Below are 24,463 nucleotides of genomic sequence, written 5' to 3' on the forward strand. Positions count from 1 at the left end.
ACATCTGCACTGACAAGGGCAACACGAATTTCAAGAGAGGGGGGGTCGTCAGCACGCAAGCGGTCGTCGAACAGTGCAGCAGCCGCTTCGAGAGCGGCTACGGTTTGCTGCGGAAAAACCTGTAACCCGGGCTAGCTAGAAAGGCCCGACCATTGGGGTCAATATCAACACAGGCTGCAAGGAAGCAAGTACGTTATCAATGCCGTGAATGCATTTATACCTGCCTCAATCCCGCCGTGTTGATATCGAATGAATAGCTACTTCTAATGGTTGCCAGTCGGATCTGTAGCGAACACATCCGCATGAAAGTCTTGTGCTAGCAGCCCCATATTGGAGGCTGCTGTGCGCACGGATTGAACGAGGGCGGCTGAGCCACAGCAGTGCACAACATGATCGTGTAAGTTGTCAAAGTGCATGCGTAGCGCGTCATCCACCCGACCGGCGTGAGCATCCGCAGGCACATTGCTTAGGTCAGTGATGGCTGCAATGTAGCGAAACTGCGGCCAAGCTTTGCGCCACTTGTCGATGGCACTAGGAAGATACAGGCCAGAGGGGTTGCGAGCACCCCAAATCAGCGTGATGTCGCGCTGTACCTTGCGTTTGGCCAGGTCATCCAGAACGGACTTGATGGGTGCAAATCCGGTACCTCCTGCAACGCAAACTAGGGGTCTGCTGTCGTCAGGCTTCAACGCGATGCTACCGAATGGCAGTTCGATCTCCAATGTGTCACCAGACTTTAGTTGCTGGACGATGGCACTGAAGCGGCCACCCGGCACATGCCTGATATGCAGCGTGATGCCATCGCTCTCATGGGGTGGATTGGCCATAGAGTAGCTGCGGCTTTTCCCGTCATCGAGGTGAATCAGCAGGTATTGGCCGGCTTCAAATTTGGCGCGCTTGCCCACAGGCAGGCGCAGGCGCAGCAGTGACACATCGGGAGCCGCCAGTGTATTGCTGTACACCTTGGCCATAAAACGTTTTCGGGCTTCCGGGTCAAGGCGGCGAAAGGAGCTCGGCTGGATACGTATATCGCTGGCGGCGGTGCAGCCGCACAGCAATACCTGCTCCGAGGTGCAGAGTTCGCTGCGCACGGCCATGCCATTGAAAGAAGTAATATTTCCGTCGAGCAAGGCGCTCGCACAGTTGCCACAGCTACCTTTGCGACAGGAATAAGGCAGCTCGATGCCTGCCTGCAGGGCTGCATCCAGTACGGATTGCCCGGGCGCGCAGGTGAACGCGATGTCAGAGTCGTGGATATGGATCTGGTGGTTCATGGAGGGTCCTCAGCCCGGTTGGGCTCCGAGCAGGGCGATCGTGCGTAGGAGGGCCGTGGAGTCGGCCACGCCCCGGCCGGCAATGTCCATGGCGCTGCCATGGCCCACGCTGGAAAGCACCACCCTGCCGCCGATGGAGAGCGCGCTGGCTCCGTTAGGAGCCAGCAGCTTGATGGGGATGTGCCCTTGGTCATGCAGCATGGCCACATACAGGTCGTGCTTGCGCTGTGCCAGAACCATGTCGGCCCCCATGGGACCATCTACCGCCAGGCCGCACTTGCGCAGTGTCTCGACGGCAGGAGCGGTGATCTGGGAGTCCTCCAGGCCGAACAACTGTCCTTCAGATGCATGAGGGTTGATCCCGAATACAGCGACTTGTGGTTTAGGCACTCCGAGTAAGGTGCATGTCTGCACGGCGGCATCCACCGCGTCGACCACCAACTGAGGAGAGAGCCGCTCTAGTGCGCTACGCACGCTTTCATGCAAAGTGACATGCACTATGCGCAGGCCAGCACCCACCAGCATCAGGAATACCTCGTCTTCGTTCATGCCAAGAACATTGGCGAGCAAAGATGGGTAGCCGCTGAACGCTATGCCTGCGCGGTGAATGGCCGTTTCATGGTGGGGGCAGGCAATGACGGCATCGACCTCGCCGTTTTCGCACGCCCGGATGGCTGCTGTTGCGGATTGCACCGTGGATAGGCCTGCCTGCGGGGTGATCTCTCCCCATTGCGCTGGTTGTGCAAGCGAGCCGGCTTCCTCATGAATGAGGTCTTGAAGAAGGGACTCCATTTGGCAGATCTGCGCTGCTTGTTCAAGAGCGCTCCACGGTCCATAGACCTTGATAAGGGACCTTTCGGTGGCAGACAGCTGCTGGAGAGCTTTCAGTGCGATTTCTGGGCCAATACCGTGGGGATCGCCGATGGCCAAAGCCAATCTACGGTGCACTATTGTCATAGCGGCAATGCCATCAGCGTGTCCGTCACCGTGCTGTCGCAAACCGCGACGCGCTCTTGCAGACGTAACTTGCCATCGATCGTGGTGAATTTGTCGTGGTACTCACCGCTGGCAAAGACCTCCGTTTCCCCGGTATGCATGATGCGCAGCACCATGAACGGCGTGGAAGCACGGGCCTGTGTTGCATCGGTTGACTGGATCGAAGGCAGACCCAGGATATGGCGATAGCGGTGGCGCTCATAGATATTGGCTTCGCGCAACGCAGAAATTCGGTCGGTGAGCATGTCCTGCGAATCCGCCCAGACAATGCCGGCAGCAAGTCCCTCATCATGGTTGTCGACATTGGTGACGCAATAGTGGCAATCCTTGGTGAAAAAGGTTGGCCATTGCTCCATTGCATCACTGTCTATGGTCTTCGCGTAGGCGGCATTGAAGGCCGCGATTTGAATTTCATTGATCATGCTTGCATCTCCTGTCCCATATGCTTGCGGTAGGCCTTCCAAAAGCCGCGTACCGAGGCTTCCGTGGCGCGGCCCTCGCTAGAGCCTTCGTGGTCTCCGCCCATCTCGATGACTGCATCAAGGTTGGCAGCGCCTGCGATGCCACGCTGCACGAATCCACCGACAGCTCCGTCTTCCATGGAAATGAATCCGGCCGGGCCGATAAGGTTGGCCTGTTTGAGTCTGACCTTGCGTTGCTCGGCACTGTCATCTGCATAGCCAAGATAGGTCCAGTTGAGTTCCGAGCTGGAGATGCTCTTGGGCAGCAACTGACGCACGGCGATGCTGTTCTGAATCTGCTGCAGCACAAAGCCAGGGAACACAGAAAGGATCTGCAGGGTCACGCCGTCCTCGAACTCCTCGAAGCCCTCTAGAAGGCTGGGATCTTTGAGCCGGTAACGCTCGTTGTCGGAGCGGATGGCCTGGTCCTTATACGAGTCGTCTTTGGCGCTGCGATCGATCATGGAATAGCTCACATGGTGACCACCCGACTCGTCGACGATGACACCGCCTTTTTGTGAGAGGCGATTCAGCTCGAAGGTGGTGAAGAACATATGCAGGAGGCTGGCGTGATAGCTGTCCTTCACGTTCTCGAAGTAGAGCTTCCAGTTGTTAGGCAGCTTTTGCGTGAAGCGACCGATGACTTCTACGGGCTTGTGCAGCACGCGCTCTATGCGCTCGCAAATCTCAGGGCCAAGGTAATCCTCAATGCTGGGTACATCCTCGGAAAAACTGCCAAAGACCAAACCGCAAAAGACAGCCACGCGGAGCTTGCGCGGGCCATGCTCTTCTTTGCAGAACGAGGCCGGCATGCCACCCTGGCCCTTGACACCTTTCTCGAAGGCAACGCCGGTCAGATCTCCCTGTCGGTTGTAGCTCCAGGCGTGATAGACGCACTGGAAACTATCCGTACGACCCGATTTCTCCAGAGCGATGAGAGCGCCGCGATGCGCGCAGCGGTTCTCGAAGGCGTAGATTTCCTGGTCGGCATCCCGTACGACAACTATCGGTGTTTCACCGGCAAAGGTAGTGCGGAAATCACCGGCCCCGGGAATTTCAGATTCCAGGCACAGGTAGTTCCAGACCTCGCCGCGATAGATTCGCTGCTGTTCCTGATCAGCATTGGCTGTGTCAGTGTAGATACCGAAAGGCACACGTGTATTAGTGGCCCCATGCCACTGGATGATGGATTCTTGCATGTTGGTTCCTGGGATTAGAGCTTGACGTTGGCGGCCTTCATCACCTTCTTCCACTTCTCGGTTTCCTGACGGAGGAACTGAGCAGTCTTGGTTGGATCCCAGCCACAGGGCACGGCGCCCTGCTCCTGAAAGTGCTTGCGGATGTCGTTCGATGACAGAGCCAGGGCCATCTGCTTCTGAAGCTTCTGAGCGATTTCTGAGCTCGTGCCTGGGGGAGCGACGACAGAAAAGAAAGTCACGGCTTGCATGGCTGGCCATTGCTGCTCGACGAAGGTAGGGACTTGGGGCAATATTTGAGAACGCTGCTCGTCGGCAATGGCCAGAATGCGCACTTTGCCGGCCTGGTGATAGGTGGCCGATGAGCTGATGTTGTCGAAAAACACATCCACATTGCCGCCAATCAGGTCGATCAATGCCGGGGCCGTTCCCTTGTAGGGAACGACGGTTAGCTCAACACCAGTCAGCTGCATGAACATGGCTGCAGTCAGGTGGGATGTCGATCCGTCACCTTGCGTAGCCACAGTCACTGTTTTGGGGTGGGCTTTGGCGTATGCAATGAACTCGCCAAGGGACTTAATAGGTAACTTGGGGTTGATGACCAAGACATTGGGCACTGTGGCCAAAATCGTCACAGGAACCCAGCGAGTCGGGTCGAAGCTGAGCTTTTGATAGAGGTTGTGGTTGATAGCGATGGGGCCCGGAGGGGAAGCCAGCACCGTCATGCCGTCCGGCGGTGCTCGGAACACTAGATCCGCGCCGATGTTTCCGCCCGCCCCGGGCTTGTTTTCAATGATCACGCCACCTGCGTAGTCCGTGCGGATTTTTTCGGCTACTAGACGCGGCAGTACATCGGCGGTACCTCCGGCCGAGAAAGGCACGACGATCTTGAGAGGTTGATTTGACTGAGCCAGGCTGCCGGTTGCCGCAACCGCTGCGGCAATGCAGATCAATGCTTCGCGTCTGCGAATGGATGCGTTGCGCATCTTGTCTCCTTCTTGTGTGTGGAGCTGCAGTATGGGGATGTCGTACTTTGTGTTAAACCTGTTTTTGCGCTATGCGCAAAAATGTTGAAAACACCTTGATTTGATTGCTATGCAGGACAAGAACTTTGTGGAATCGCTGCGCAAGGGATTGGAGGTGCTGACCTGCTTTGACCGTCGGCATACCCGGCTGACGCTGTCAGAGGTAGCCAGGCTCACACAGTCCACACCAGCATCGGCTAGACGCTCGCTCAGTACACTGGTACAGCTTGGCTATCTAGAGAGCGACGGGAAACTGTTCTGGATGCAGCCCAAATCGTTGCTGATTGCCTATTCATTTCTGTCATCGCGCCCCATGCCTGCGTTGGCTCAGCCTCTACTGGATGCACTGTCGGAGCGCACCAGAGAATCCGCTTCGCTTGGTACTTTGTTGGAGGACGATGCCATCATCATTGGCCGCTCGACCGCTCGGCGCAGCTTGAGCACGGGTCTAGGAATAGGATCCAGGTTGCCGGTGTACTGTTCTGCGATTGGTCGGATGCTGTTGTCAGGACTGCCTCAACATGAGGCGCGTGCAAGGCTGGAGATGATCGAGCGGGTGGCTCTGACCCCTCAGACGGTGACTGACTTGGAGGAGCTGCTAGGTCTGCTTGAAACTTGCCGGCAATCAGGGTGGTCATGCAGCGACGGAGAGCTGGAGCTGGGGGTGCGCTCTATGGCAGCGCCGGTGCGCGACCCTCAAGGCAACACTATTGCTGCCATGAGCATTGCAGTCAGGGCCGAGAGACTCAGCATGAGCGAGTTCAAAGAGACTTTTTTGATGCCGTTGAAGCGCGCTCGCAATGAGTTGGAAAAAAAGCTATATCCGCCCTGTTGATTTACACGCAAAGCTGACCCGCTGAGATGAATCACCGGCACTACTGAATTCCAGATTCCTGCTGGCAAGTTTTACCTGTCGCCAGTCATTGATTGCTTTGACAGGCTGGTGGCGAGCTAGTCGATAGGGACTCATCCCAATGCAAATCCAACACAATGCTGGATGCGGCCATTGATGCTGTTCAAGGCAGCGAGAGCCGCCCTTTGATTCATTCTGGTCGTGAAGCTCACTATCGCTGATCAGGCTGGCTCTTGAGGGGCCATGATGCAAAGCTGGTTCGCTCGATGTCCCGCAAAGGGTGCTCGCCAGACAATGCTGCATGTGAAGACTTCTTCGGAAGGCTGAAAATGGAGCTGTTTTATCCCGGCAATTGGCAATCAACGACGATTGGGCAGTTCATCGAAGCTGTCGATACTTGCATTCGTTGGTACAACGAAAAAACGTATCGTGGTATCTCTGGGACGTTTAAGTCCTGTGGAATATGGAAGGACTGCGAGCGGCTGCTCAATGCTAGCTTGCAGTTTGTCCATTTGGCCTTCTGGGTTCTATTGCTCAAAAGACTTTGAACAGACTCTTAGTATTGTGCGCTCTAACCTCAAGGTTTCCTCGAATAGCAGACTGGGCGCCGTTGCTACCCGTCTCTAGGAGATAAAAGATAAGCGTCATACATCCAAGAGCGTCCGATCGACTCCAACAGCTAGGCGGTCTCAAACCCTCAGCTAAATTTGCAGCACCTAGAGCGTGGTCTTCGCAGATCCCTCTTGGAAAAAGAGATCGGTAAAGATTTCCGAAACGGCAACACCGTCCAGTATGAGACTGGACATCATGGCTCCAGGCTCTTGAATCCCAGTGCCGCTGAAAGCTGGGCCGCCTCCTCCCTGAGGAGCACAGCATAGCCCCGAACAACCTCTTCGCTGAGTCTTGCGCTAGGGCCAAACAACCCAAGTGATCCCACCACACGACCGCTACTGTCGAAAAATGGTGCGGCAATGGCGACAGCTCCCTGAATCAGCTCATCACGGCTTGTTGCATAGCCTTCGATGCGAATTTGCCTCAGTTGCTCCGTGCACCGCTTGGCTTCTTCGGTACTTTCCGCGCCGTAGACAGAAAGATCCTGCTTGTCCACGTTCAGCCAGGCGAGAATGGACCGTCCACTGGCCCCCCGCACCAGATTCTCACGATAGCCCACGCCGCGCTTGAAACTCAGGGGCTGTGTACTGGGGAGTTCGGCAACACATGTCCTGGAGACACCTTCCTGCACATGCAGGGAAACGGTCTCACGGGTTTTCTCCCACAGGCGGCGCATCATGGGTTGGGCAACGGTTTCGTAGCTCATGCCTGCGGACCAGGCATGGGCCACCTGCGCGACTGCCGGGCCGAGCCGGAAACGCTGGGGTTCGCCCTCGGAAACGAGAAACCCCTTAGTGTTGAGCGTATCGAGCAAGCGATAGAGGGTCGGCCGGCTCAGGTCGACCCGCTTTAGCAGTTCGGCCACCAGCAATCCATCGTCTCCAGGCCTGAAAGCGAGAAGCACGTCAAGAGCCCGCTGGACTGCGCGCACCCCGCCTTCGGATTTATCGGATTCGGCCATGTCAACGGTTTTCTGATTCATGCCGATACTCTACCCGCAATTGTCCACCTGATGGACAGCAAACATGGGCAGAGCAAGAGGCTGGCGGTATTCCCTGGACGCTGCCACCCCTTCCTGCCATCCGCACACTGTTCCGATGTCGCTCAGCAATCCAGGACCAGGTTGCCTGAACGGCATCCAGAGACGCAGATCATCATGCTCTTGTTCACGGCCCGCTCCTGCTCGCTCAGTATCTGGTCGCGGTGCTCCACATCGCCGGAAATGACCCGGACCTCGCAGGCCCCGCATACACCTTCACGGCAGCTGTACTCGGGGTTCATGCCCGCGTTGATCAGGGTATCCAGCAAGGAAGTCCCCGCAGCCACCTGCACGGTCCTGCCGGTCCTGCGCAATTCGACGGCATAGCCGACTTCCGGCGTCCGGGGGGCGGCCAGTGGTGCGGCAGCAAAGCGCTCCAGGTGCACATGCGCCAGCCCCAGTTTCCCGCAACTGTCTTCATACGAATCCAGAAAGGCCAGGGGCCCGCAGGCATAGAAGTGCGTGCCTTCGGCATGTTCCTGGAGAAGGTTGTGCAGATCGGCACGCACGCCTTTTTCTTCCTTGAAGTGCCAGTCGAGTGTCACCCTGCCGCCGGCCTGGGCTGCAATGGCCTCGATCTCCGGCACAAAGGCGGCGCTCGCGCGGCTGGATGCGCAATAGATGAGGTGCGCCGTCCTGCCCAGGGCATTCAGCCTCCTGAGCATGGCAAGAACAGGCGTGATGCCGATCCCTCCGGCTACCAGCACGCTATGGGGGGCAGTCTCGACCAGGGGGAAATGATTGCGCGGCCCGCCAATCTGGATGACGTCCCCGACCCTCAGCCTTTGATGGACAAAGCGTGAACCGCCACGGCTGGTCGGGTCGAGGGACACCGCCACCACATAGCGATGGCGTTCCCCCGGATTGGTCAGCGAATAGCTTCGGATCAACCCATCGGCCAGGTGGAGGTCGATATGGGCACCCGCCTGCACAGACTGGGAAAACTCCTGTGCCGCAGCAAGCGGCCGCAGCTCCACGCTGAGGATGCCTGCCGCTTCGTAGCGCATCTGGTGGACGCGCGCCTGAAGATATGTAGAGGCCATGGCGTTACATGATATGCAGGCCACCATCGACCATCAGGGTGGTCCCGGTGATGAAAGACGCCTCGCGGCAAGCCAGCCAGAGGATGGGCCAGGCGATTTCCTCCGGCGACGCCCAGCGCCCTATGAGCGATGTGTCCTTGCGCTCCGTCCTGAGCTGCTCCACGCTCTTGCCTGTGCTCCGTGCCCTGCCGACGTGGAAGTCGGTCAACGTGGAGCCCGGGCACACCGCATTGGCGCGCACGCCGTGAGCGGCTTCCTCGAATGCCAGGCTACGGGTATAGGCCAGTTGCGCCGCCTTGGTCGCGTCATACAGGGCCATGCCCTTGCGACCCGTGACCGCGTAGCAGGAGGACACGTTGACGATGCTGCCTGTTCCCGACTGCCTCAGCGCAGGAAGCGCAGCCCTGCAGTAGTTGGACATGCCCACCAGATTGACGCCGACCATGGCCTGCCATTCGGCTGCAGTGGCATCGGCTGCGGCACTGTAGTTACGCATGGCTGCGTTATTCACCAGGGTATCGAGACCGCCCCACTGTTGCACGCACTGCCCTACGGCTGCTGCTGCAGCCGATTCGTCCGACACATCGGCCGTAGCGCAGGCCAATCGGGCTCCCGGCACAGCCTGCAAAATGGCCTCACGTGTGCGCTCCAGAGCCTCGGCATTCGCGTCCAGCATCAGCACCGCAGCTCCTTCCTGGCAGAAGAGATGGGAGGCGGCGGCGCCTATGCCCGCACCGGCGCCGGTAATCAAGGCGGTGCGTCCCGCCATTCTGGATTCACTCATTGTTCAATCCGCCTTTGCATTCGTTGCCTTGATGACCTTGCCCCAGCGCACGATTTCAGTGGCTATCCAGTCGCTGAACTGCTTGGGCGTGCTGGCAATGGTCTCGAACTCCATCTCGTCCAAGTGCTTGCGTATATCCGGCGAGTTGAGGATGCGAACCATGGCCTGGTGGTAGGTATTGATGACCACAGGCGGCGTTCCGGCAGGCGCTAGCAGTCCGATCCAGGACGTGGCCTCGAAGTCCTTGAGGCCGGATTCGGCCAGCGTAGGAATCGTGGGCGTGCTTGGAAAGCGCTTTGTTCCCGTGGAGGCAAGCAGCTTCAGGCGCCCTTCCTTGACGAAGCCCTGAACATTGCCCGGAACAAAGAAGCCGCCCTGGATATTGCCTGCAATCAGGTCCGTCACCGCAGGCCCTGCGCCACGGTAAGGCACATGAGTCATCTGAAAGCCCGCCGCCGATTTCATCATCTCCATGGTGAGGTGCGAGGCGCTGCCCATGGCCACGGAGCCATAAGAGTACTTGCTGGGATTCGCCTTCGCCTTGGCAATGAAGTCCTTCACATCCTTGAAGCCAGCGTCGGGATTGGCCACCAGGTACTGCGGCGACTTCACCGCCAGCGTGATGGGCACCAAATCCTTGAGCGGGTCATAGGGCATCTTGTCAAACAGGGTGACATTGATGGCCAAAGGCCCGTTGTAGCCGATCAGCAAGGTATGGCCGTCCGGAACCGAGCGGCTGACTTCGTAAGCTCCAATGTTCCCGCCAGCTCCAGGCTTGTTCTCTACCACGAAGGGTTGTCCCAATGCCTCCTGTAGCTTGGGCGCAATCAGACGCGCCAGTACATCATTCGTGCTGCCCGTAATGGGCACGACGATGCGCACAGGCTTGGTGGGGCGCCATTCGGACGCTGCTGCGGTGGCCTGGCCCCAGGCCGCAGTCGCCATACAGGCTGCTGCGACCAGGGCGGCCTTGAGTTTCGTGGGGAACTTCATGTTGCTTTGTCTCCGTCATTTCTTGTCTTGGTACTTCTCGTTCAGAGGCTGAAGACCGGCTTCTTTGTCGCGTCCGCCAGTTCCTCGCGGGCCCAGGCCACGGGATCCTGCTCTCTGGGCAGCAAAACGCCTGCTGGGCGCACATGCTGTTCGCTCGCGTCAAGGGCAGGAGGTGTCTCGCCCTGCTCCAGGCCCAAAGCAGCTTCATTGAGCATGCGGCGGGCCATCACAATGGCCTTGTCCGTGGGTAGCAGCCTCTCCGCGGCATGGTCCTGGATGGAACCCATGCTTTCCTGCAGCGAATAGTCCTGTGCGGAAAAGCCAAAGATGCCGCTGTAGGAGCGCTCCTCGCGCTGCGCAACGCGGTCCATGCCGTAGTCATTGTTGCGATTGGCCTTGGGGATGAAGCTGCCGGGCGCTTCATACTCCACGTGTATGCCTTTGCCCTCCTCCATGGATGTACGTTCTTCTTCGGTAAGCGGCTGGTCCGGCTGCCAGTTGATGCTCCAGGCCCAGCAATTGTGGTCGTCGATAGGCACCCACACATGGCCGCCCAGCGCATGGTTGCCGAACGGTGCAATGAGCGTGAACCAGGGGAACAGCCACTGCGTGATGCGCCAGTAGTAGGAATCTGGCTCGCCATTGCGGCGCCCGAACAGGCTCAGACCGAATGGCGTCTGCTCTATCTCGAACTTCACATTGCCATCGGCCTTGATGTAATCCAGCGCCTTGACACCCTGGTGCATGGGATCGGTATCCACCTCGAAGCGGTGCACATATGACACATGGGCGGTGTCGATACCGCCTTCCATGGCCTGCAGCCAGTTGCTGTATTGCAGGCGTTTGGAGACAAATACATGCTCCGGTGGCAGGGTGCACCACTCCAGCTCTGGAGGAGATGGCTTGTGCTCCTCGGGGCCCATGTAGGTCCAGACGATGCCCCCACGCTCCACGCACGGATAGCCCTTGATGTGCATGCGGGCGCAGGATTGCGGCGACGAGGGAACGTCCACGCACTGGCCATCGCCATCGAACTTGACGCCATGGTAGGCGCAGCGAATGCCGTTCTCCTCGTTACGACCAAAGTACAGCGACACGCCGCGATGAGAGCAGAACTCGCTGATCAAGCAGGCCTTGCCATCCGTATTGCGAAAAGCCAAAAGTTTCTCGCCAAGAAGTTGGACTCGCACCTGCGGACCGTCCGCTTCGGCGATCTCACTGGACATCAATGCCGGCACCCAGTAGCGGCGCAGCAAATTTCCCATTCGTGTATTGGGGCCGACGCGGGTGAGCGTCTCGGACATTTCCTTGTTCATGCCTTGTCTCCGTGAGGTGGTTTGATTTCGATCATGTTCGTCTGATGAGACCAATGTCCATCTTATGGATTATCTGATCTGTGTCAAATTTATTGTTTTTGTCCACTCTGTGGACAAACTACACAGCAGCAAGGTTTCACATGAGAGGTTTCATAAGTAAGGAAATCCGGCCTCAACCTCTCCACCAAGAACACGCGCAAGCGCCTGCCGACTGAAGCCGAATGGGAGTACGCTGCCCGAGGCGGACTGGAGCAACAGCGCTATGCCTGGGGAGCCCTTAAGGAACCCAATGGCGACGTCATGGCCAGCATCTGGAAGGATCAAACAGGTAGCTTCCCTCAAGCCCAGCCCAAGATCCTTCCGGGAACCGAGCCCGTCGCCAGCTACGAGTCCAATGGATATGGTCTATTCGACATGGCTGGCAATGCTTGGCAATGGACGGCAGACTGGTACCGCTATGACGCCTTCGGCATGCAAGCTCGCTTGAAGCACGTCAGCAACCCCAAAGGCTCCTTCGACCTCGACGGTTTGCGCAGCGATGCTCCCAAACGTGTCATCCGTGGAGGATCCTTCTTGTGCAATGAAGACTATTGCGAAGGCTACCGGGTCAGCGCCCGACAGGGACAGGCCCCATGGAGTGCAAGCAACAATGTAGGCTTCAGGCTCGTCATGGATAGGGGCCGATAAGGACCAACAGATGCTCAATCCACCCAATGAGAGCCGCATCGCAGGTCAAGCGACCTGCGCGCCCGCTACAAGCTTGGTGATCGCTGCCCTCTAGCTGTGAAGCTTCAATAGGTTGTATCCGGTGTTCATCCGGGTTGGATTTGAGAGACTGGAAGTCGCCAAACACCCAACCTACTCAGGACACCCAACCGGATGAACACCCATAAGCAGCCCGGCCTACCTTCGCCCGCCGACTTGGGATGGCTAAACAAATGACCATTCATGGCCTGGACGTCGCCCAGGCTGGTCTTTGCCAAGGCGTCACGGCGCAGACAACCAGGAAGTGGTTGGGCCGGTATTTGACCGGTGGCGAAGCCGCCCTGGTCGATGCGTCCTCCAGGCCCGCGCGCTCGCCCCGGACTATTGACCAGTCCAAGGCACTGCTCATCGTCGAGTTGCGCCGTCGTCGGATGCTTCAGTCGCGCATTGCCAGCTATGCCGGTATCTCGGCCACCACCGTCAGCCGTGTGCTGACCCGTGCAGGCCTGTCTCGCCTCAGTGACCTGCAGTCTGCTGAGCCGGTGATTCGCCACAAGCACGAGGCTCCTGGTGACATGCTGCACATCGACACCAAGAAGCTCGGGCGCATCGTCAGACCCAGTCACCGCGTAACCGGCAACCTGCGCGACTCGGTCGAGGGTGCAGGCTGGGAGACGTTGTTTGTGGCTATCGACGACCACGCACGCATCGCCTTCACTGCCATGCATCGCGACGAGAAGAAGCACGAAGCCGTCGCGTTTGTGCACAACGCGGTGGCGTACTACGCGGGGTTGGGTGTACGCATCAAGCGCCTGCTGACCGACAACGGCGCAGCCTTCCGCTCCAAGGAGTTTGCTGCCGCCTGCAAAGCCTTGGGCATGCAGCACAAGTTCACCAGACCGTACCGGCCACAGACCAATGGCAAGGCGGGGCGATTCATCCAGTCAGCACTACGGGAATGGGCCTATGGCTGGACCTACCAGAACTCAGCTGAGCGGACCCATGCCCTGGCGAACTGGCAGCACCATTACAACTGGCACAGGCCGCACAGCGGCATCGGTCACATTGCTCCGATGTCCAGGCTCAAATCTGCAAATAACCTCTTGACGGTTCACATCTAGCACTGGGTTTCACATTTCAGAAAACGAACCTGCCGCCATCCGATGCGCCCTTCACCGGGATTTCAATTTTGCAATTTTGATGAGCTGCACAAATTCGTTGAAACCATTGAGATACGTGCTCAGATTTTTCCGACTCGATTCATCCATCAACTCACCTTGAGCATCGAACGCATTTTGTGCACGAGACACCAGTACGGAGCTACCGCTGTACAGCGTAACGCCCAACATCTTGAGAGTGGGCAACCAGGCGGCCTGGGACGACAAAGTACCAAAGCCCCCCATCGATGCGCCAATCATGCCTGTTGGACGCCTGGCAAAAACGGCTTTCATATCTGCACGCGAGAGCCAGTCAATGCCATTTTTGAACACACCCGGTACGCCGTTGTTGTACTCAGGGGTGACCATCAGCAAAGCGTCTGCATCCAGAATCTGCGCTTTCAATTTGAGTACCGCGGCCGGAATGCCTTCACTGGCTTCCAGGTCCGCGTCATAGAGCGGAATTCCGTGCAAGGTTGCGACTTCGATATTCATACCTTGTGGTGCCATTGCCTGCGCTGAACGGGCCAGGGCTGTATTGAATGATGAATGACGCAAACTTCCCGAGAGAGCTAGTACGCGACAGGTACCGAACATGTTCCGGTTGCCCGAATTTTCCCGAAGCGCTTCACTGAGCTGGTCGATCAGTTGAGTCCACTCCGGCGAGTCTTCGAGCTTTTTTTCACGAATGAACTGTGCTTGTGGTTCATCCCAAAAATCAGCGTCTGCCAGAAGCACGTCATTGGGCAATGGTCGGTGCTGGTTGAGAAAAGCTGCGATCGCATCTGGCGAATTGGGAAGACCCAGTTGAGCAAACAAGTCGTGAAAGCGAAAGAAGTTATCGGACATAGATATCAATTGTTGGTGAGCACAAAAACATATCGAGGCCAGGATTGCTCCTGAGCTTGCTCGCTCTCATTCCCACAGCCTCTTGGGACGAAGTAGAAGTAGCCGCGATATCACTACCCATTGGCTACTAGATGCATACCTTGATCATTTCACCATCCACCATAACGTCATAGCGTGGGCAGTCATGAGTCCTGATCGGTGCAGAGAGGCGTCCCGCCTTTTGCAAGTACGGCAACATTTCCGCCGGGGCTTTTTCGATGCCAGGCGGAGGAAGAACAACAGCATCCGACACTTTTCTTCCCGTTGTGACATCGAAGCGCGCAGAGTGGAACGCGCAGGTCACAACATGACCGACCAGCGCGCCTTCGGCCAGTGAAGCATTCATATGTCCACATCGATTACCCACTGCATGGATGGATCCGTCAACATGGGTCAGCAAAACCTCCACATTCCCAACGTTGATGGCGCGCATAGAGCCCTCTGGAAGCTCGGCGAGCCTGATGGCTTCGATCCACTGAGTCATGACGGTCTCCTTGATCGTTGATGGTGGCAATAGCTTCCGCGCTTCAGCACCAATTGGCAAGGCATCTGGTAAGCCACAGCACCTACAACTGTAGATTTGGCATAGCTCATTAGGGCCCTGAGCAAGGGATCTGCCTTCATACAAAGCCATCGAACGCAGCATCACGTGACAGGCCGTAGGCTGCAATGAAAAACTCGTATGTCGCCCCAGTTGTTGGGTCTGTTGCAGCTTCGATGCCGATGGTATCCAGCGCGCCATCCAGAACCTGCGCCGCACTCAACGGCTTGGCGTCAATCTGCTGAGCCAGCACGTAACTTCCATCGGCGGTGCGAAAGATCACGTCGCCCAGCGAGTTCACAAACTCAATAGTGTTCTGCATAGCACTCTGTTGATTAATCAGGCCGAATCGCCCCGCTCGACAGCATTGTCAAGGCGAGGCGTCAAACAGCTTTACTTGGCGCTCGTCAGCGTGTTGTAGCTGGTGATCAAGTTGCGGTAGTCAGGGATGTGGTTGGAGAACAGAGTCCCCAGACCTTCAATATCGTTGCGCCAATCGCGGTGCAATTCGCAGGCTGCTCCGAACCAGGTCATCAGTTGAGCACCGGCCTGCTCCATGCGGCTCCAGGCGGCCTGCTGGGTCATGGAGTTGAAGGTGCCCGAGGCATCGGCGATCACGAACACCTCAAAGCCTTCGGCCAGGGCCGACAGCACGGGGAAGGCCACGCAGACCTCGGTCACCACGCCGGCCACGATGAGCTGCTTCTTGCCCGTGGCCTTGACGGCCTTGACGAAGTCCTCGTTGTCCCAGGCATTGATCTGGCCGGGACGGGCAATATATGGGGCATCAGGAAACATCTCCTTCAATTCAGGCACCAGAGGCCCGTTGGGGCCGTTCTCGAAACTGGTGGTCAGAATTGTGGGCAGTTTGAAGTATTTGGCCATATCGGCCAGGGTCAGCACGTTGTTCTTGAACTTGTCGGGGTCGATGTCACGCACCAGGGACAGCAGGCCGGTCTGGTGATCGACCATCAGCACGGCAGCGTTGTTCTTGTCGAGGCGGACATAAGGTTTGTTGCTCATGGAAATCTCCTTGGAGAGCATGGATGCCCAGATGGGCGGGGAAGCCTGGCCCTTTTGAGGTCAGGATGAAACCGATGGTTGAAACGCGGAGGTAGCGGCTCAGTGTTTGCTCAAAGACTGACGTCGCTGGTGAGCCAGGATGGCCGCCACCGCCAGCCCACCTATGACGCTCATGTGGTCCTGCACTAGAGCTTTTTCGAGAAAGCCTTCCATGCCACTCATTTCCCAGAAGCGGTGGGCAATGGGAATCGTGGCCAAAGTGAAGCCCGCCAGCGCTGCGGCGCCCAGCCATGCCCAGCGGCTGCAGGTAATGATCGCCAGTGGAGCCACAAGCTGGACTGCAATGGTGACTATCGCGAACAGGGTGACAGGCTGAAGACCGAAGTGCTCCATTTCTCCGATGGCAGCTTGAAAGTCAACAACTTTGTTCAAGCCACTCCACCAAAAGATATAGGTCAGCAAGGTCGTAGCCAACAGGTAGAAAAAACGGGAACGCAGCATGTTGTCAATCAAGGCATTCATGGCAAGCTCCAAACTGATAACGGCTTTATTTAATCTTGCGCCACGGTGTTGCGCACATGACGTGTGGATTTGTTACCGGGCTTACCGGCCGATTTTTGGCTCAGCATCAGGCCCCCCATGACCAGTACCGCCCCAGCTACTTGCAAAGCCGTGGGTTGAACCCCTTTGACCAGTGCGTCCAGCACGAAAGCTGTGACCGGCACCAGCAGCATGAAAGGCGCAACCGCCACCGCACCGGCTCGCTCAATGGCTCCGAACCACAAGGCAAAGGGAACGGCAGTCAGTGCCACAGCCAGTAGACCCAAGCCCAAAACATTGGCCGCATTCAGTTGTGCAGGCACATCTTGAGCGACAGCTGCAACAAGAGACAACTCCACACCGGCAATCAGCAACTGCCAGCCTGTGAAGCCCAGCAAAGGCATGGGTGGCTGCCCCCACTTGTTCAACAGTACGCCACCAGCGGCGATGGACAGCATGCCTCCAATGGCGGCTGCAATACCCAGCGAATCAAGCTGCGCGTTACTTGACAGAACGACCAGCGAAACACCCAAAGCACCTAGCAAAACTGAACCAATCTTGGTAGCGGTGGGGCGTGCTCCCAGAATGCCCCAGGCAATGAAGATCACCGCCAATGGCGTCAAGGCCTGGAAGATTGCGGCGACGCCGCCCGGCAAGCGGGTTGCAGCCACAAAGAACAGGCCAAAGAAAAGCCCAGCGTTCAACGTGCCCAGCACCGCCAGTCGTCCCCACCAGACACGCGGAGGCACGCAGCGAACAATGGCCAGCAAGACCAGGGCTCCTCCCAGAGCACGAAATGCAGCGAGGAACAGGGGATGCGGAGGCAGCCACGTAGTGGTCAGCACATAGGTGAATCCCCAGAGAATGGCTGCGGCGGCAGCTGAAAGTTTGGCGTTCATTGTTTATCCCAGGTAAAGGCGCGGCTCTCCCACGCTTCGAAGTTGAAGACGAAACACGGCTGGCAAGGATTGAGAAAAGAGGTGGCAATAACATCAGCCCTTGGCTGATTTCATGCGCTGTGCGGTCTAGGAGGCTGGAACATGGATCTGGCCAAATCTGCCGCTGTTGAAGTCTGTGATGGCCATGCGAATTTCCTCCTCGCTATTCATCACAAACGGGCCATATCCAACAATGGGCTCCGAGATCGGTATCCCGCTGAGAACAAGCAACGAGCTGTCGTTGTTCGCCTCCAGCAACACCTGCGTACCGTCCACACTCAGATGTGCCACTTGGTCGGTACGAACAGCATCCCGGCCATTGATCAGCAACGAGCCTTGCAGCATCGCCACAGCCAGTGTGTGCCCTTCCGGCATATGCAGCATTGCGGACTTGCCGGCTGTCATCCGTACATCCCAGACGTTGATGGGCGTATGGGTATGTGCCGGGCCTGTATGACCCTGATGGTTTCCGGCAATGACTCGCACTCGCCCGGCATTGCCGGGAAGTGGGACATCGGGAATTTCTGCATTGGTGATCGACTGATAACCAGGCTTGACCATCTTGTCGCTGGATGGCAGATTGACCCACAACTGAACCATGTGGAAGGGGCCACCACTCTCGGCATAGGCAGATGAATGGAATTCCTCATGCAGGATGCCACTAGCAGCAGTCATCCACTGCACGTCACCGGGGCCGATGACTCCACCTGCACCTGTGGAATCACGATGCTCGACCTCCCCCTCGTAGACGATTGTTACCGTCTCAAATCCACGATGCGGATGTTGACCCACACCCCTACGTTTGCTGGTAGGCGCGAAGCTGTATGGACCAGCATGGTCCAGCAGTAGAAAAGGACTCAGCTGGGTTCCGTGCTGACTGTAGTGAAACAGGGAGCGCACGGGGAATCCATCGCCGACCCAGTGCTGCTGAGGTGCGCTGTAGATTCCTTGAATGGTCTTTTGCATTGACTTCTCCTGAAGTGCGCAAGAACGTAGGACTTGCGAACGAGTTAGAAGTAACTGTAGAGACGCACACGAGCGCTGAATAGCCTGGAATTCTTGCCACCAGCGTTCATTAATTGGAACGATAGTGCATCGTCCCTTTTGAGCTGGTCCTGGACGTCATGCCTGCTTGATTTGTGCCTGCAAAGCAGTGAACTCCACGCCAAGAAAGTCAAGCAGCAACCTTACCGAAGGCAGCAGCCCACGGCGGGACGGGAATACGGCGTGAACGATGCCAGCACGAGGCTTCCAGCCGGGCATGACGTCGACCAGGCGCCCGCTACGCAAATCATCCAGGATCATCATGGCCGGCAACTGCACTACGCCAACGCCATGCAAAGCCGCCTGAAGCAAGGCAATACGGTCTTCGCAAACCATACGAGGCTGGTAATGCACCTCCGCCGTTGCGCCTTGTGGCCCCTGCAACTGCCAAATTTCACTGCGTTGCAGCCGACCGTCGCCCAGGCTTGGCCACTGCGAAAGATCCGCCAGTTGAGGCATCCCGCCCATTGCGCTCACGAGCTTGGGACTAGCCACCAAAAATTGCGTGCTCTCACCTAAAGTCTTCATTACCAACTCGCTGTCTTCGAGCGGCGGAAAACGTACACGCAGAGCCAGGTCCAGTCCCTCACGGATCACATCTACCCGGCGGTTTGTGCTGTCCACCTGAAGTTGAACACGCGGATGCTGCACCATGAAGCGCGCCAACATGTCACCGACTTGGTAGTCCAGCAGCGCCAGCGGGCAACTTAGACGCACGATGCCTTGAGGATCCTCGTGGGTACGATCAATGACTTCCTGCGCAAACTCCGCCTCCACCAGCATGGCCTGACAGCGCTGGTAATACTCTTGGCCAATATCCGTCACAGCAAAGCGCCGGCTTGAACGCTGCAGCAGTCGCACGCCCAAAGACTCCTCAAGCAGAGCAATACGGCGGCTGAGTTTGGACTTGGGCATACCCAGAGCTCGGCCTGCCGGAGCAAAACCACCATAGTCCACTACCTGGACGAAGTAGTACAAATCATTGAGGTCGCGCATGGGTGGTGACGAAGCAAAGAACCACGGCAAATCTGCCGCACATGATGATTCCGCATTGTGGCGCATCATCAAAAACAGCAGATAACATGAACTTGCCTAGCAGTTCTATGAGCCAGTCTGCAATCGCACACAGGTGCGTGGACATCGCTCCAGGCCAGGGCATGGGCGGTGGGTATGTGGTGCGACTGCTGAATTAGGTTGCGCAGAGCAGATAGCCGGACTCGCGCCCCTGTCTGCCGTTGTGATGTACGACACCCAGCCTGCTCAGCTGGGCCACCACCTGCATGACGGTTCCCACACTGACAGGAGTCCCCCGAAGGTATAGCTGACGATATATCTCATCTCTGCTCAGAGCATGGGGAGCAGAACTCAGCAGGACTTGAAGCACGCCAATTCTGGCGACGGTTGGACGCAGTCCTGCTGCCCTCAACTGTTGCATTACGCTTACGTTCCTCAACTCTCGGGCCCTTCCGGCAACCGCCTCCAGCCTCCTCCCAAGGCTCTGTAAAGCGCGATGCTTGCCTGAAGGCGCTCCTGTCGCATTTGAACTGCCAGGTCCCTGCTCTGATAGGCCACACGCTGCACATCCAGCAAGGTCTGCAAGTTGTCCGCACCAGCCTTGTATCGGCTTTCCGCCAGCGAAAGCGCCTTCTGCGCCTGAACCACTTCCTCCGCCTGAACTACCGCTTGTTTTTCTGCGCCGTCAACCGCATTCAATGCAGTTTGAACATCATTGAAGGCTTGCAGAATGGCTTTGCGGTAGCCGATCACAAGCTCCTGCTTTTGTGCTGCAGCCAGCTCCCGGTTCGAAGCAAGTCGCCCTGCATCAAAAATCGGAGCCAGAATTCCAGCAGCCAGAGAAGACAGGGGATTCTCCAGCAGCCTGCCGAGCTTTTCGCTCTCTGAGCTCAGGCCCGCAGTCAGCGTCACGCGGGGCAGCATGGCTGCTCTGGCAGCGGCAAGATTCGCATCCGCAGCAAGCAATTGAGCCTCCGCTTTCGCCACATCCGGCCTGCGTGTTATCAGATCCGCGGGCGCACCCTGGCGAACGCCTGGAATCGCCAGATTCGAAAGACTGGTCTCGCTCACAAGATCCATAGTCCATTGCCCCGACAACAGTGCCAGCACCGCGTGTGCATCTGCAATCTGTTTTCGGAGCAACGCCACAACACGCTGCTGTGCAGCAACCTGGCCACGCTGCTGAGCCAGTTCCACGGAGGTCGCAGCCCCATAACGGGCTCTGGACTCGACCAGCTTCAAGAGCCGCTCCGAAATCTCCAGGTTGAGCTGGGCAATCGCGGCGCGCTCGCGCAAGCCCACACACTGGAGCCATGCCTGGGCGACTGAGGCAGTGACCGTCAGTCTCACGGTCTCACGGTCAAACACGCTGGCCTGCCTGTTGGACTCTGCGGCGTCTCTCAAAGCACGCTGACGCCCCCAGAAGTCCAGCTCGTAGCTACTCGACAGACCCACTCGCCAAGTGCTGGCGTCTCTTTCCGTATGACTGTCCATCGCTGCAGATCTTGTGGCACCGAAATCTGCATTCAAATCCGGTACCAGGGCGGCACGTGCATAAGCTGCCCGGGCATCCGCCTGCTGCACTCTTGCGACGGCAGCCGCCACATCCAGACTTTGATTCCTGGCTTGCTCAACCAGTGCGCTTAGCTCCGGGCTGCCAAAACCGTGCCACCAACTGGCGCTGACTTGTTCGTTTTCCGCCCCCTGCTCCTGCGCCCAGGCATGAGGAATATCGAGAGACATTCCCCGGGCCTCGTCACTGGATTGCGTTGTCGCACATCCAGCCAGAGCAAGAGCCGCCAGCACTGTGTTCCATTTGTACATGCCTACTCTCCCGCCAATGCTCGCACGGGCTCCAGGCGGGCCGCCGTCCTGGCAGGCATGAAGCCAAAAACCAGGCCGGTGAGCACTGCACAGGCAAATGCCCCCAGCATGGCTTTCACCGAAAAAATCACAGGTACGCCCGAGACAAGAAGCGTCATTCCGATGCCCAGCCCCGCAAGCAGACCGACGCCCCCACCCACAATGGTCACCATGCTGGCTTCCGTAAGGAACTGGCGCAGGATGTCACGCTGTCGAGCCCCAACCGCCATGCGAATGCCGATCTCCCTGGTCCGCTCGCGCACTGTCATCAGCATCACGTTCATGACTCCGATACCTCCGACCACCAGTGAAACTGCCGCAATCAGCCCCAGCATCACGGCCATGCTCTGGCGAGTTGCTGCTTCGGCCTGAATACGAGCTGCGGCATTGCCGATGCCGAAGTCTTCCCGCCCCCCGTGCCGCGCCAGCAGAAGGCTGCGGATCGATCCCTCGGCTTCATGGACCAGCTCCGAGGAGCTGGCCTCCACGACCACGTAATCGGGCTGTGTCTGCGCCTGATAGACTCGCGCGCGCCCCGACTGATAGGGAATGAAGACCATGTCGTCATAGTCCTGGGCGCCGGAGTCAGCCCCACGCTCGCTCATGACGCCGATGACTTCGAACGCCGAGTTCCCGATGATCAGCTGCAGCCCCAATGGATTGGCCACCTCCGGGAAAAAATGCTGATGCGCCTTGTGGCCTATCACCACCAGCGGAGCCAGATCGCGGTCCTCCACATCCGTGAAGTAGCGCCCCTGGGCCACCCTCCAGTGGTGAACCAGCGGCATCTCCTCGCTGGCCGCAAACACATAGACCTGCTTGTCGGCCTTGCCATAGCGCACCGTGACAGGGTCTCCGATGACGGGCATGACTCTGCGTATCGCCGGCAACTCCCGCATGGCGGCCAGATCGTCTTCGGTGATCTGGCCCGCAGGTCCACCGCTGGCCGGTGGTTTGCTGCCCATATAGAGAATGGCTGTTCCCATGGTGCCCATCTGCTCGACCACTTTGCGCCGCGCGCCCTCGCCTATGGCCAGCATGACGATCACCGAGGCCACGCCGATCACGATTCCCAGCAAGGTCAGGCTGGTGCGTACCCGGTTCATGCGCATGCCGCGCCAGGCACTGCGTGCAGCTTCGGAAATCTCAGCCACCCAGGATATCGCCGACGTTGCGGTGTTGCGCTGCGGGGTCAGAAGAGGAACCTCTGCTCGGTTCGGAATGCCATCGGGAGCACTGTCATTGACGACACGTCCATCGCTGATTTCGATGACACGCCTTGCCTGAGCCGCAACTTCGCGGTCATGCGTGATAACGATGATGGTGTGTCCCGCATCGGCCAGCTCGCGCAGCAAAGCCATCACCTCGGCGCCGCTATGCGAGTCAAGCGCCCCGGTGGGCTCGTCGGCCAAAATGATGTGGCCGCCATTCATCAACGCCCGCGCAATGGACACCCGCTGCTGCTGACCGCCCGACAGCTGATTGGGACGATTTTCCAGACGCGACCCCAGCCCCAGACGCTCGAGCAGGAGCTGGGCTCTGTGCACCCGCTGCTCCTTGGCCAGGCCTGCGTAGATCGCAGGCATCTGCACATTTTCCGAAGCGCTTTCACTGGGAATCAGGTGATAGCCCTGAAACACGAAACCAAAGGCTTCGCGACGCAACCAGGCCAGGGCATCCGAGTCCAGCGTGGATACATCCTTCCCTTGAAATTGATAGCAACCTTCGCTTGCCTTATCAAGGCAACCCAGGATATTCATCAAAGTGGATTTGCCCGAGCCGGAGCTGCCGACGACGGCCACATACTCACCCGCGCGAATATCCAGATCAATACCGTGCAACACGGTCACCGACGGCTGCTCGCCCACTCCGCCATAGTGCTTGCGAATGCCACGCAGCGAAATCAGCGCAGCCTGCTCCGTCACACTCACCATTGCAGCCACCGCAGACCGCCAGGAATCAGGGTTTCGCCAACGATGACCCGCTCGCCCTCAGCCACGCCGTCGAGCACCTGCACCTGATGGCGACTTCGTACTCCGAGCTTCACGTTTCGCTGCTCAGGCTGCCGCTTGGCTGTCAGCACCCAAACGCTCTGCGATTGCGGATCTTTCTCAGACTGAAGAGCTGTCAATGGAACCGTCAATGCCTGCTGCGCACTGCCGGTCACAAAGACCACCTGGGCCGTCATCTGCGGCAGCAGTTCCGCGTCCTTGTTATCCACGTCGAACAATGCCGTATAGGTCACGGCCTTGGTGGCCGCCGCAGGCGCCGCCGCATTGCCCGCTGCGGGGGCAACGCTGGCCGGCGGCGCAGGCAGCACCTGCCTCACTCGGCTGTTCCACCGACGCGCCTGTTCCTGACCGGCACTCCCCAAAGTCGTGAAATACACGGACATGTCCGCTCTCACGCGCCGCACGTCGGCTTCCGACACATCGGTCCAGACCGTCATGGCAGTCAGATCGGCGATACGCAAAATATTGGGTGTCTGATAGGTCGCATTCAAGGTCTGCCCTTCACGCGCGTCGACGGATACCACCGTGCCGGACATCGGTGCATAGATGCGGGTATAGCCCAGACGCGCTTCGTCAGCCTTGAGGCTGGCCTGTGTTTGCTGCATCTGAGCCTTGAGATGGTCGATGCGCGCTGCAGCCCCGGCGACCTGGGCCTCGGCAATCTGCACATCCTCCTGCCTTGTGGCCTCTTCGGCGGCCAGTTGCTGCTGTCGTTTCAACTGCTGGCCGGCCAGCTTCAGTTGCGCCTGCTGCTCCGCGATCTGGGCCCGCAGGCTCGCCAGCGATGCCCTGCCGGCATCCACGGTGGCACGCTGCACGCTGGGGTCGATCTCCACCAGCAATGCACCTTTCTCGACCCTGGCTCCTGGGCTGACCAGCAAACGGGTGATCTGACCCGAGACCTGCGCCCCTACATCCACATAGGTTCTGGGCTGCAAAGTACCGATGGCAGTGACGGTGGACTCCACATCGCCGCGCTGCACCGCAACACTTTGGTACTCGACCCTGGGCCGACTCCCCCACCACAAGGCAATACCCCCAGCACAGAACAGCAGCAGCCCGAGGCTGCCCCAGCGTTTGATTTGTCCCACCGTCATGAACGTTGCACTTTCCAGAAAACAATTCGCAGTCGCTGCTGAAACCCAT

General features: G+C 58.2%; 24 protein-coding genes and 3 pseudogenes. 5 read left to right on the forward strand and 22 right to left on the reverse strand.

The annotated features are described in order from the left end of the window. Positions 1 to 263: 263 nt before the first annotated feature. The 5 genes from tphA1I to CTR2_RS21565 are packed head-to-tail and all read right to left on the reverse strand — an operon-like array spanning position 264 to position 4,913. Positions 264 to 1,274 (reverse strand): terephthalate 1,2-dioxygenase reductase TphA1I, encoded by a 1,011-nt coding sequence (gene tphA1I, locus CTR2_RS21545; RefSeq protein ID WP_087081138.1) that lies wholly within the window; start codon positions 1,272 to 1,274, stop codon positions 264 to 266. A gap of 9 nt (positions 1,275 to 1,283) precedes the next feature. Continuing rightward, positions 1,284 to 2,231: a 1,2-dihydroxy-3,5-cyclohexadiene-1,4-dicarboxylate dehydrogenase gene (tphBI, locus tag CTR2_RS21550; RefSeq protein ID WP_087081136.1), complete on the reverse strand. Its 948-nt coding sequence runs from the start codon at positions 2,229 to 2,231 to the stop codon at positions 1,284 to 1,286. Then, positions 2,228 to 2,692 carry a terephthalate 1,2-dioxygenase terminal oxygenase subunit beta TphA3I gene (gene tphA3I, locus CTR2_RS21555; RefSeq protein WP_087081134.1) on the reverse strand — a complete coding sequence of 155 codons (465 nt, stop codon included), beginning with the start codon at positions 2,690 to 2,692 and terminating at the stop codon, positions 2,228 to 2,230. Before tphA3I ends, tphBI begins: the two co-directional genes overlap by 4 nt. After that, entirely contained in the window at positions 2,689 to 3,930 is a 1,242-nt protein-coding gene (tphA2I, locus tag CTR2_RS21560) for a terephthalate 1,2-dioxygenase terminal oxygenase subunit alpha TphA2I (RefSeq protein WP_087081131.1), read from the reverse strand. The genes tphA3I and tphA2I overlap by 4 nt, the downstream gene beginning before the upstream one ends. 14 nt (positions 3,931 to 3,944) lie before the next feature. Continuing rightward, positions 3,945 to 4,913 (reverse strand): Bug family tripartite tricarboxylate transporter substrate binding protein, encoded by a 969-nt coding sequence (locus tag CTR2_RS21565; RefSeq protein WP_087081129.1) that lies wholly within the window; start codon positions 4,911 to 4,913, stop codon positions 3,945 to 3,947. A 109-nt stretch (positions 4,914 to 5,022) separates the two neighbouring features. On the opposite strand from CTR2_RS21565, the gene CTR2_RS21570 reads away from it, so the two are divergent. From CTR2_RS21570 to CTR2_RS21580, 3 genes and pseudogenes are all read left to right on the forward strand, one after another. Next, positions 5,023 to 5,787 (forward strand): IclR family transcriptional regulator domain-containing protein, encoded by a 765-nt coding sequence (locus CTR2_RS21570; RefSeq protein WP_087081127.1) that lies wholly within the window; start codon positions 5,023 to 5,025, stop codon positions 5,785 to 5,787. Between the two features lie 30 nt (positions 5,788 to 5,817). Continuing rightward, positions 5,818 to 6,270: pseudogene (locus tag CTR2_RS21575) on the forward strand (transposase); the annotation flags it as partial. Beyond that, positions 6,270 to 6,353 (forward strand): annotated as a pseudogene (locus CTR2_RS21580) (IS5/IS1182 family transposase); the annotation flags it as partial. The pseudogenes CTR2_RS21575 and CTR2_RS21580, both read left to right, overlap by 1 nt. A gap of 257 nt (positions 6,354 to 6,610) precedes the next feature. Here the strand turns inward: CTR2_RS21580 and CTR2_RS21585 are convergent. From CTR2_RS21585 to CTR2_RS21605, 5 genes are all read right to left on the reverse strand, one after another. Further along, positions 6,611 to 7,399, reverse strand: a complete 789-nt coding sequence (locus tag CTR2_RS21585) for an IclR family transcriptional regulator (RefSeq protein ID WP_087081125.1) — start codon at positions 7,397 to 7,399, stop codon at positions 6,611 to 6,613. A gap of 122 nt (positions 7,400 to 7,521) precedes the next feature. Further along, the gene (locus CTR2_RS21590) at positions 7,522 to 8,499 is read right to left on the reverse strand and encodes a PDR/VanB family oxidoreductase (RefSeq protein ID WP_087081123.1); all 978 of its coding nucleotides are present in this window, start codon (positions 8,497 to 8,499) and stop codon (positions 7,522 to 7,524) included. 4 nt (positions 8,500 to 8,503) lie between these two features. Then, positions 8,504 to 9,283 carry an SDR family NAD(P)-dependent oxidoreductase gene (locus CTR2_RS21595; RefSeq protein WP_087081121.1) on the reverse strand — a complete coding sequence of 260 codons (780 nt, stop codon included), beginning with the start codon at positions 9,281 to 9,283 and terminating at the stop codon, positions 8,504 to 8,506. Positions 9,284 to 9,286: 3 nt separating this feature from the next. Next, entirely contained in the window at positions 9,287 to 10,276 is a 990-nt protein-coding gene (locus tag CTR2_RS21600; RefSeq protein ID WP_087081119.1) for a Bug family tripartite tricarboxylate transporter substrate binding protein, read from the reverse strand. Positions 10,277 to 10,317: 41 nt separating this feature from the next. Then, a complete protein-coding gene (locus CTR2_RS21605; protein WP_087081117.1) occupies positions 10,318 to 11,592 on the reverse strand; it encodes an aromatic ring-hydroxylating oxygenase subunit alpha in 1,275 nt (424 codons plus the stop codon). 204 nt (positions 11,593 to 11,796) lie between these two features. Here CTR2_RS21605 and CTR2_RS21610 point away from each other — a divergent pair, with 204 nt between their 5' ends. Then, entirely contained in the window at positions 11,797 to 12,279 is a 483-nt protein-coding gene (locus CTR2_RS21610) for a formylglycine-generating enzyme family protein (protein ID WP_254913412.1), read from the forward strand. A 192-nt stretch (positions 12,280 to 12,471) separates the two neighbouring features. Then, positions 12,472 to 13,418, forward strand: a pseudogene (locus CTR2_RS21615) (IS481 family transposase). A gap of 51 nt (positions 13,419 to 13,469) precedes the next feature. On the opposite strand, the gene CTR2_RS21620 reads toward CTR2_RS21615, so the two are convergent. The 12 genes from CTR2_RS21620 to CTR2_RS21670 all read right to left on the reverse strand — a co-directional run bounded on the left by CTR2_RS21620 (position 13,470) and on the right by CTR2_RS21670 (position 24,414). Continuing rightward, positions 13,470 to 14,303 carry a DUF2789 family protein gene (locus CTR2_RS21620; RefSeq protein WP_087081114.1) on the reverse strand — a complete coding sequence of 278 codons (834 nt, stop codon included), beginning with the start codon at positions 14,301 to 14,303 and terminating at the stop codon, positions 13,470 to 13,472. Between the two features lie 127 nt (positions 14,304 to 14,430). Beyond that, a complete protein-coding gene (locus CTR2_RS21625) occupies positions 14,431 to 14,826 on the reverse strand; it encodes a Rieske (2Fe-2S) protein (RefSeq protein ID WP_176391597.1) in 396 nt (131 codons plus the stop codon). A gap of 136 nt (positions 14,827 to 14,962) precedes the next feature. Further along, a complete protein-coding gene (locus CTR2_RS21630) occupies positions 14,963 to 15,205 on the reverse strand; it encodes a hypothetical protein (protein WP_176391596.1) in 243 nt (80 codons plus the stop codon). Between the two features lie 71 nt (positions 15,206 to 15,276). Further along, positions 15,277 to 15,906, reverse strand: a complete 630-nt coding sequence (ycaC, locus tag CTR2_RS21635; RefSeq protein ID WP_003070244.1) for an isochorismate family cysteine hydrolase YcaC — start codon at positions 15,904 to 15,906, stop codon at positions 15,277 to 15,279. A gap of 99 nt (positions 15,907 to 16,005) precedes the next feature. Then, entirely contained in the window at positions 16,006 to 16,428 is a 423-nt protein-coding gene (locus CTR2_RS21640; RefSeq protein WP_087081110.1) for a DoxX family protein, read from the reverse strand. A 29-nt stretch (positions 16,429 to 16,457) separates the two neighbouring features. Further along, positions 16,458 to 17,345 (reverse strand): DMT family transporter, encoded by an 888-nt coding sequence (locus CTR2_RS21645; RefSeq protein ID WP_087081108.1) that lies wholly within the window; start codon positions 17,343 to 17,345, stop codon positions 16,458 to 16,460. A gap of 126 nt (positions 17,346 to 17,471) precedes the next feature. Then, on the reverse strand, positions 17,472 to 18,350 hold the full coding sequence (locus CTR2_RS21650) for a pirin family protein (RefSeq protein ID WP_087081106.1): 879 nt from the start codon (positions 18,348 to 18,350) through the stop codon (positions 17,472 to 17,474). A 156-nt stretch (positions 18,351 to 18,506) separates the two neighbouring features. Continuing rightward, positions 18,507 to 19,424 carry a LysR family transcriptional regulator gene (locus tag CTR2_RS21655; RefSeq protein ID WP_012839542.1) on the reverse strand — a complete coding sequence of 306 codons (918 nt, stop codon included), beginning with the start codon at positions 19,422 to 19,424 and terminating at the stop codon, positions 18,507 to 18,509. 193 nt (positions 19,425 to 19,617) lie between these two features. Then, positions 19,618 to 19,863, reverse strand: a complete 246-nt coding sequence (locus tag CTR2_RS27600; RefSeq protein WP_087081105.1) for a transcriptional repressor — start codon at positions 19,861 to 19,863, stop codon at positions 19,618 to 19,620. 14 nt (positions 19,864 to 19,877) lie between these two features. Continuing rightward, positions 19,878 to 21,266 (reverse strand): efflux transporter outer membrane subunit, encoded by a 1,389-nt coding sequence (locus CTR2_RS21660; protein WP_087081103.1) that lies wholly within the window; start codon positions 21,264 to 21,266, stop codon positions 19,878 to 19,880. 2 nt (positions 21,267 to 21,268) lie between these two features. Next, positions 21,269 to 23,239, reverse strand: a complete 1,971-nt coding sequence (locus tag CTR2_RS21665) for an ABC transporter permease (protein ID WP_087081101.1) — start codon at positions 23,237 to 23,239, stop codon at positions 21,269 to 21,271. Then, a complete protein-coding gene (locus tag CTR2_RS21670) occupies positions 23,233 to 24,414 on the reverse strand; it encodes an efflux RND transporter periplasmic adaptor subunit (RefSeq protein ID WP_087081099.1) in 1,182 nt (393 codons plus the stop codon). The genes CTR2_RS21665 and CTR2_RS21670 overlap by 7 nt, the downstream gene beginning before the upstream one ends. Between the last annotated feature and the right edge of the window lie 49 nt (positions 24,415 to 24,463).

The sequence above is a fragment of the Comamonas thiooxydans genome (genome assembly GCF_002157685.2).
Lineage (GTDB): Bacteria > Pseudomonadota > Gammaproteobacteria > Burkholderiales > Burkholderiaceae_C > Comamonas > Comamonas testosteroni_H.

What these genes read in the sequence shown, in the direction of transcription:
- CTR2_RS21590 (WP_087081123.1), bottom strand. Translation starts at nt 8,499, where the DNA reads ATGGCCTCTACATATCTTCAGGCGCGCGTCCACCAGATGCGCTACGAA.
- ycaC (WP_003070244.1), bottom strand. Translation starts at nt 15,906, where the DNA reads ATGAGCAACAAACCTTATGTCCGCCTCGACAAGAACAACGCTGCCGTG.
- CTR2_RS21650 (WP_087081106.1), bottom strand. Translation starts at nt 18,350, where the DNA reads ATGCAAAAGACCATTCAAGGAATCTACAGCGCACCTCAGCAGCACTGG.
- CTR2_RS21625 (WP_176391597.1), bottom strand. Translation starts at nt 14,826, where the DNA reads ATGACTCAGTGGATCGAAGCCATCAGGCTCGCCGAGCTTCCAGAGGGC.
- CTR2_RS21565 (WP_087081129.1), bottom strand. Translation starts at nt 4,913, where the DNA reads ATGCGCAACGCATCCATTCGCAGACGCGAAGCATTGATCTGCATTGCC.
- tphBI (WP_087081136.1), bottom strand. Translation starts at nt 2,231, where the DNA reads ATGACAATAGTGCACCGTAGATTGGCTTTGGCCATCGGCGATCCCCAC.
- tphA2I (WP_087081131.1), bottom strand. Translation starts at nt 3,930, where the DNA reads ATGCAAGAATCCATCATCCAGTGGCATGGGGCCACTAATACACGTGTG.
- CTR2_RS21620 (WP_087081114.1), bottom strand. Translation starts at nt 14,303, where the DNA reads ATGTCCGATAACTTCTTTCGCTTTCACGACTTGTTTGCTCAACTGGGT.
- CTR2_RS27600 (WP_087081105.1), bottom strand. Translation starts at nt 19,863, where the DNA reads ATGCAACAGTTGAGGGCAGCAGGACTGCGTCCAACCGTCGCCAGAATT.
- CTR2_RS21655 (WP_012839542.1), bottom strand. Translation starts at nt 19,424, where the DNA reads ATGCGCGACCTCAATGATTTGTACTACTTCGTCCAGGTAGTGGACTAT.
- tphA3I (WP_087081134.1), bottom strand. Translation starts at nt 2,692, where the DNA reads ATGATCAATGAAATTCAAATCGCGGCCTTCAATGCCGCCTACGCGAAG.
- CTR2_RS21570 (WP_087081127.1), top strand. Translation starts at nt 5,023, where the DNA reads ATGCAGGACAAGAACTTTGTGGAATCGCTGCGCAAGGGATTGGAGGTG.
- tphA1I (WP_087081138.1), bottom strand. Translation starts at nt 1,274, where the DNA reads ATGAACCACCAGATCCATATCCACGACTCTGACATCGCGTTCACCTGC.
- CTR2_RS21585 (WP_087081125.1), bottom strand. Translation starts at nt 7,399, where the DNA reads ATGAATCAGAAAACCGTTGACATGGCCGAATCCGATAAATCCGAAGGC.
- CTR2_RS21645 (WP_087081108.1), bottom strand. Translation starts at nt 17,345, where the DNA reads ATGAACGCCAAACTTTCAGCTGCCGCCGCAGCCATTCTCTGGGGATTC.
- CTR2_RS21670 (WP_087081099.1), bottom strand. Translation starts at nt 24,414, where the DNA reads ATGACGGTGGGACAAATCAAACGCTGGGGCAGCCTCGGGCTGCTGCTG.
- CTR2_RS21605 (WP_087081117.1), bottom strand. Translation starts at nt 11,592, where the DNA reads ATGAACAAGGAAATGTCCGAGACGCTCACCCGCGTCGGCCCCAATACA.
- CTR2_RS21595 (WP_087081121.1), bottom strand. Translation starts at nt 9,283, where the DNA reads ATGAGTGAATCCAGAATGGCGGGACGCACCGCCTTGATTACCGGCGCC.
- CTR2_RS21660 (WP_087081103.1), bottom strand. Translation starts at nt 21,266, where the DNA reads ATGTACAAATGGAACACAGTGCTGGCGGCTCTTGCTCTGGCTGGATGT.
- CTR2_RS21630 (WP_176391596.1), bottom strand. Translation starts at nt 15,205, where the DNA reads ATGCAGAACACTATTGAGTTTGTGAACTCGCTGGGCGACGTGATCTTT.
- CTR2_RS21600 (WP_087081119.1), bottom strand. Translation starts at nt 10,276, where the DNA reads ATGAAGTTCCCCACGAAACTCAAGGCCGCCCTGGTCGCAGCAGCCTGT.
- CTR2_RS21665 (WP_087081101.1), bottom strand. Translation starts at nt 23,239, where the DNA reads ATGGTGAGTGTGACGGAGCAGGCTGCGCTGATTTCGCTGCGTGGCATT.
- CTR2_RS21640 (WP_087081110.1), bottom strand. Translation starts at nt 16,428, where the DNA reads ATGAATGCCTTGATTGACAACATGCTGCGTTCCCGTTTTTTCTACCTG.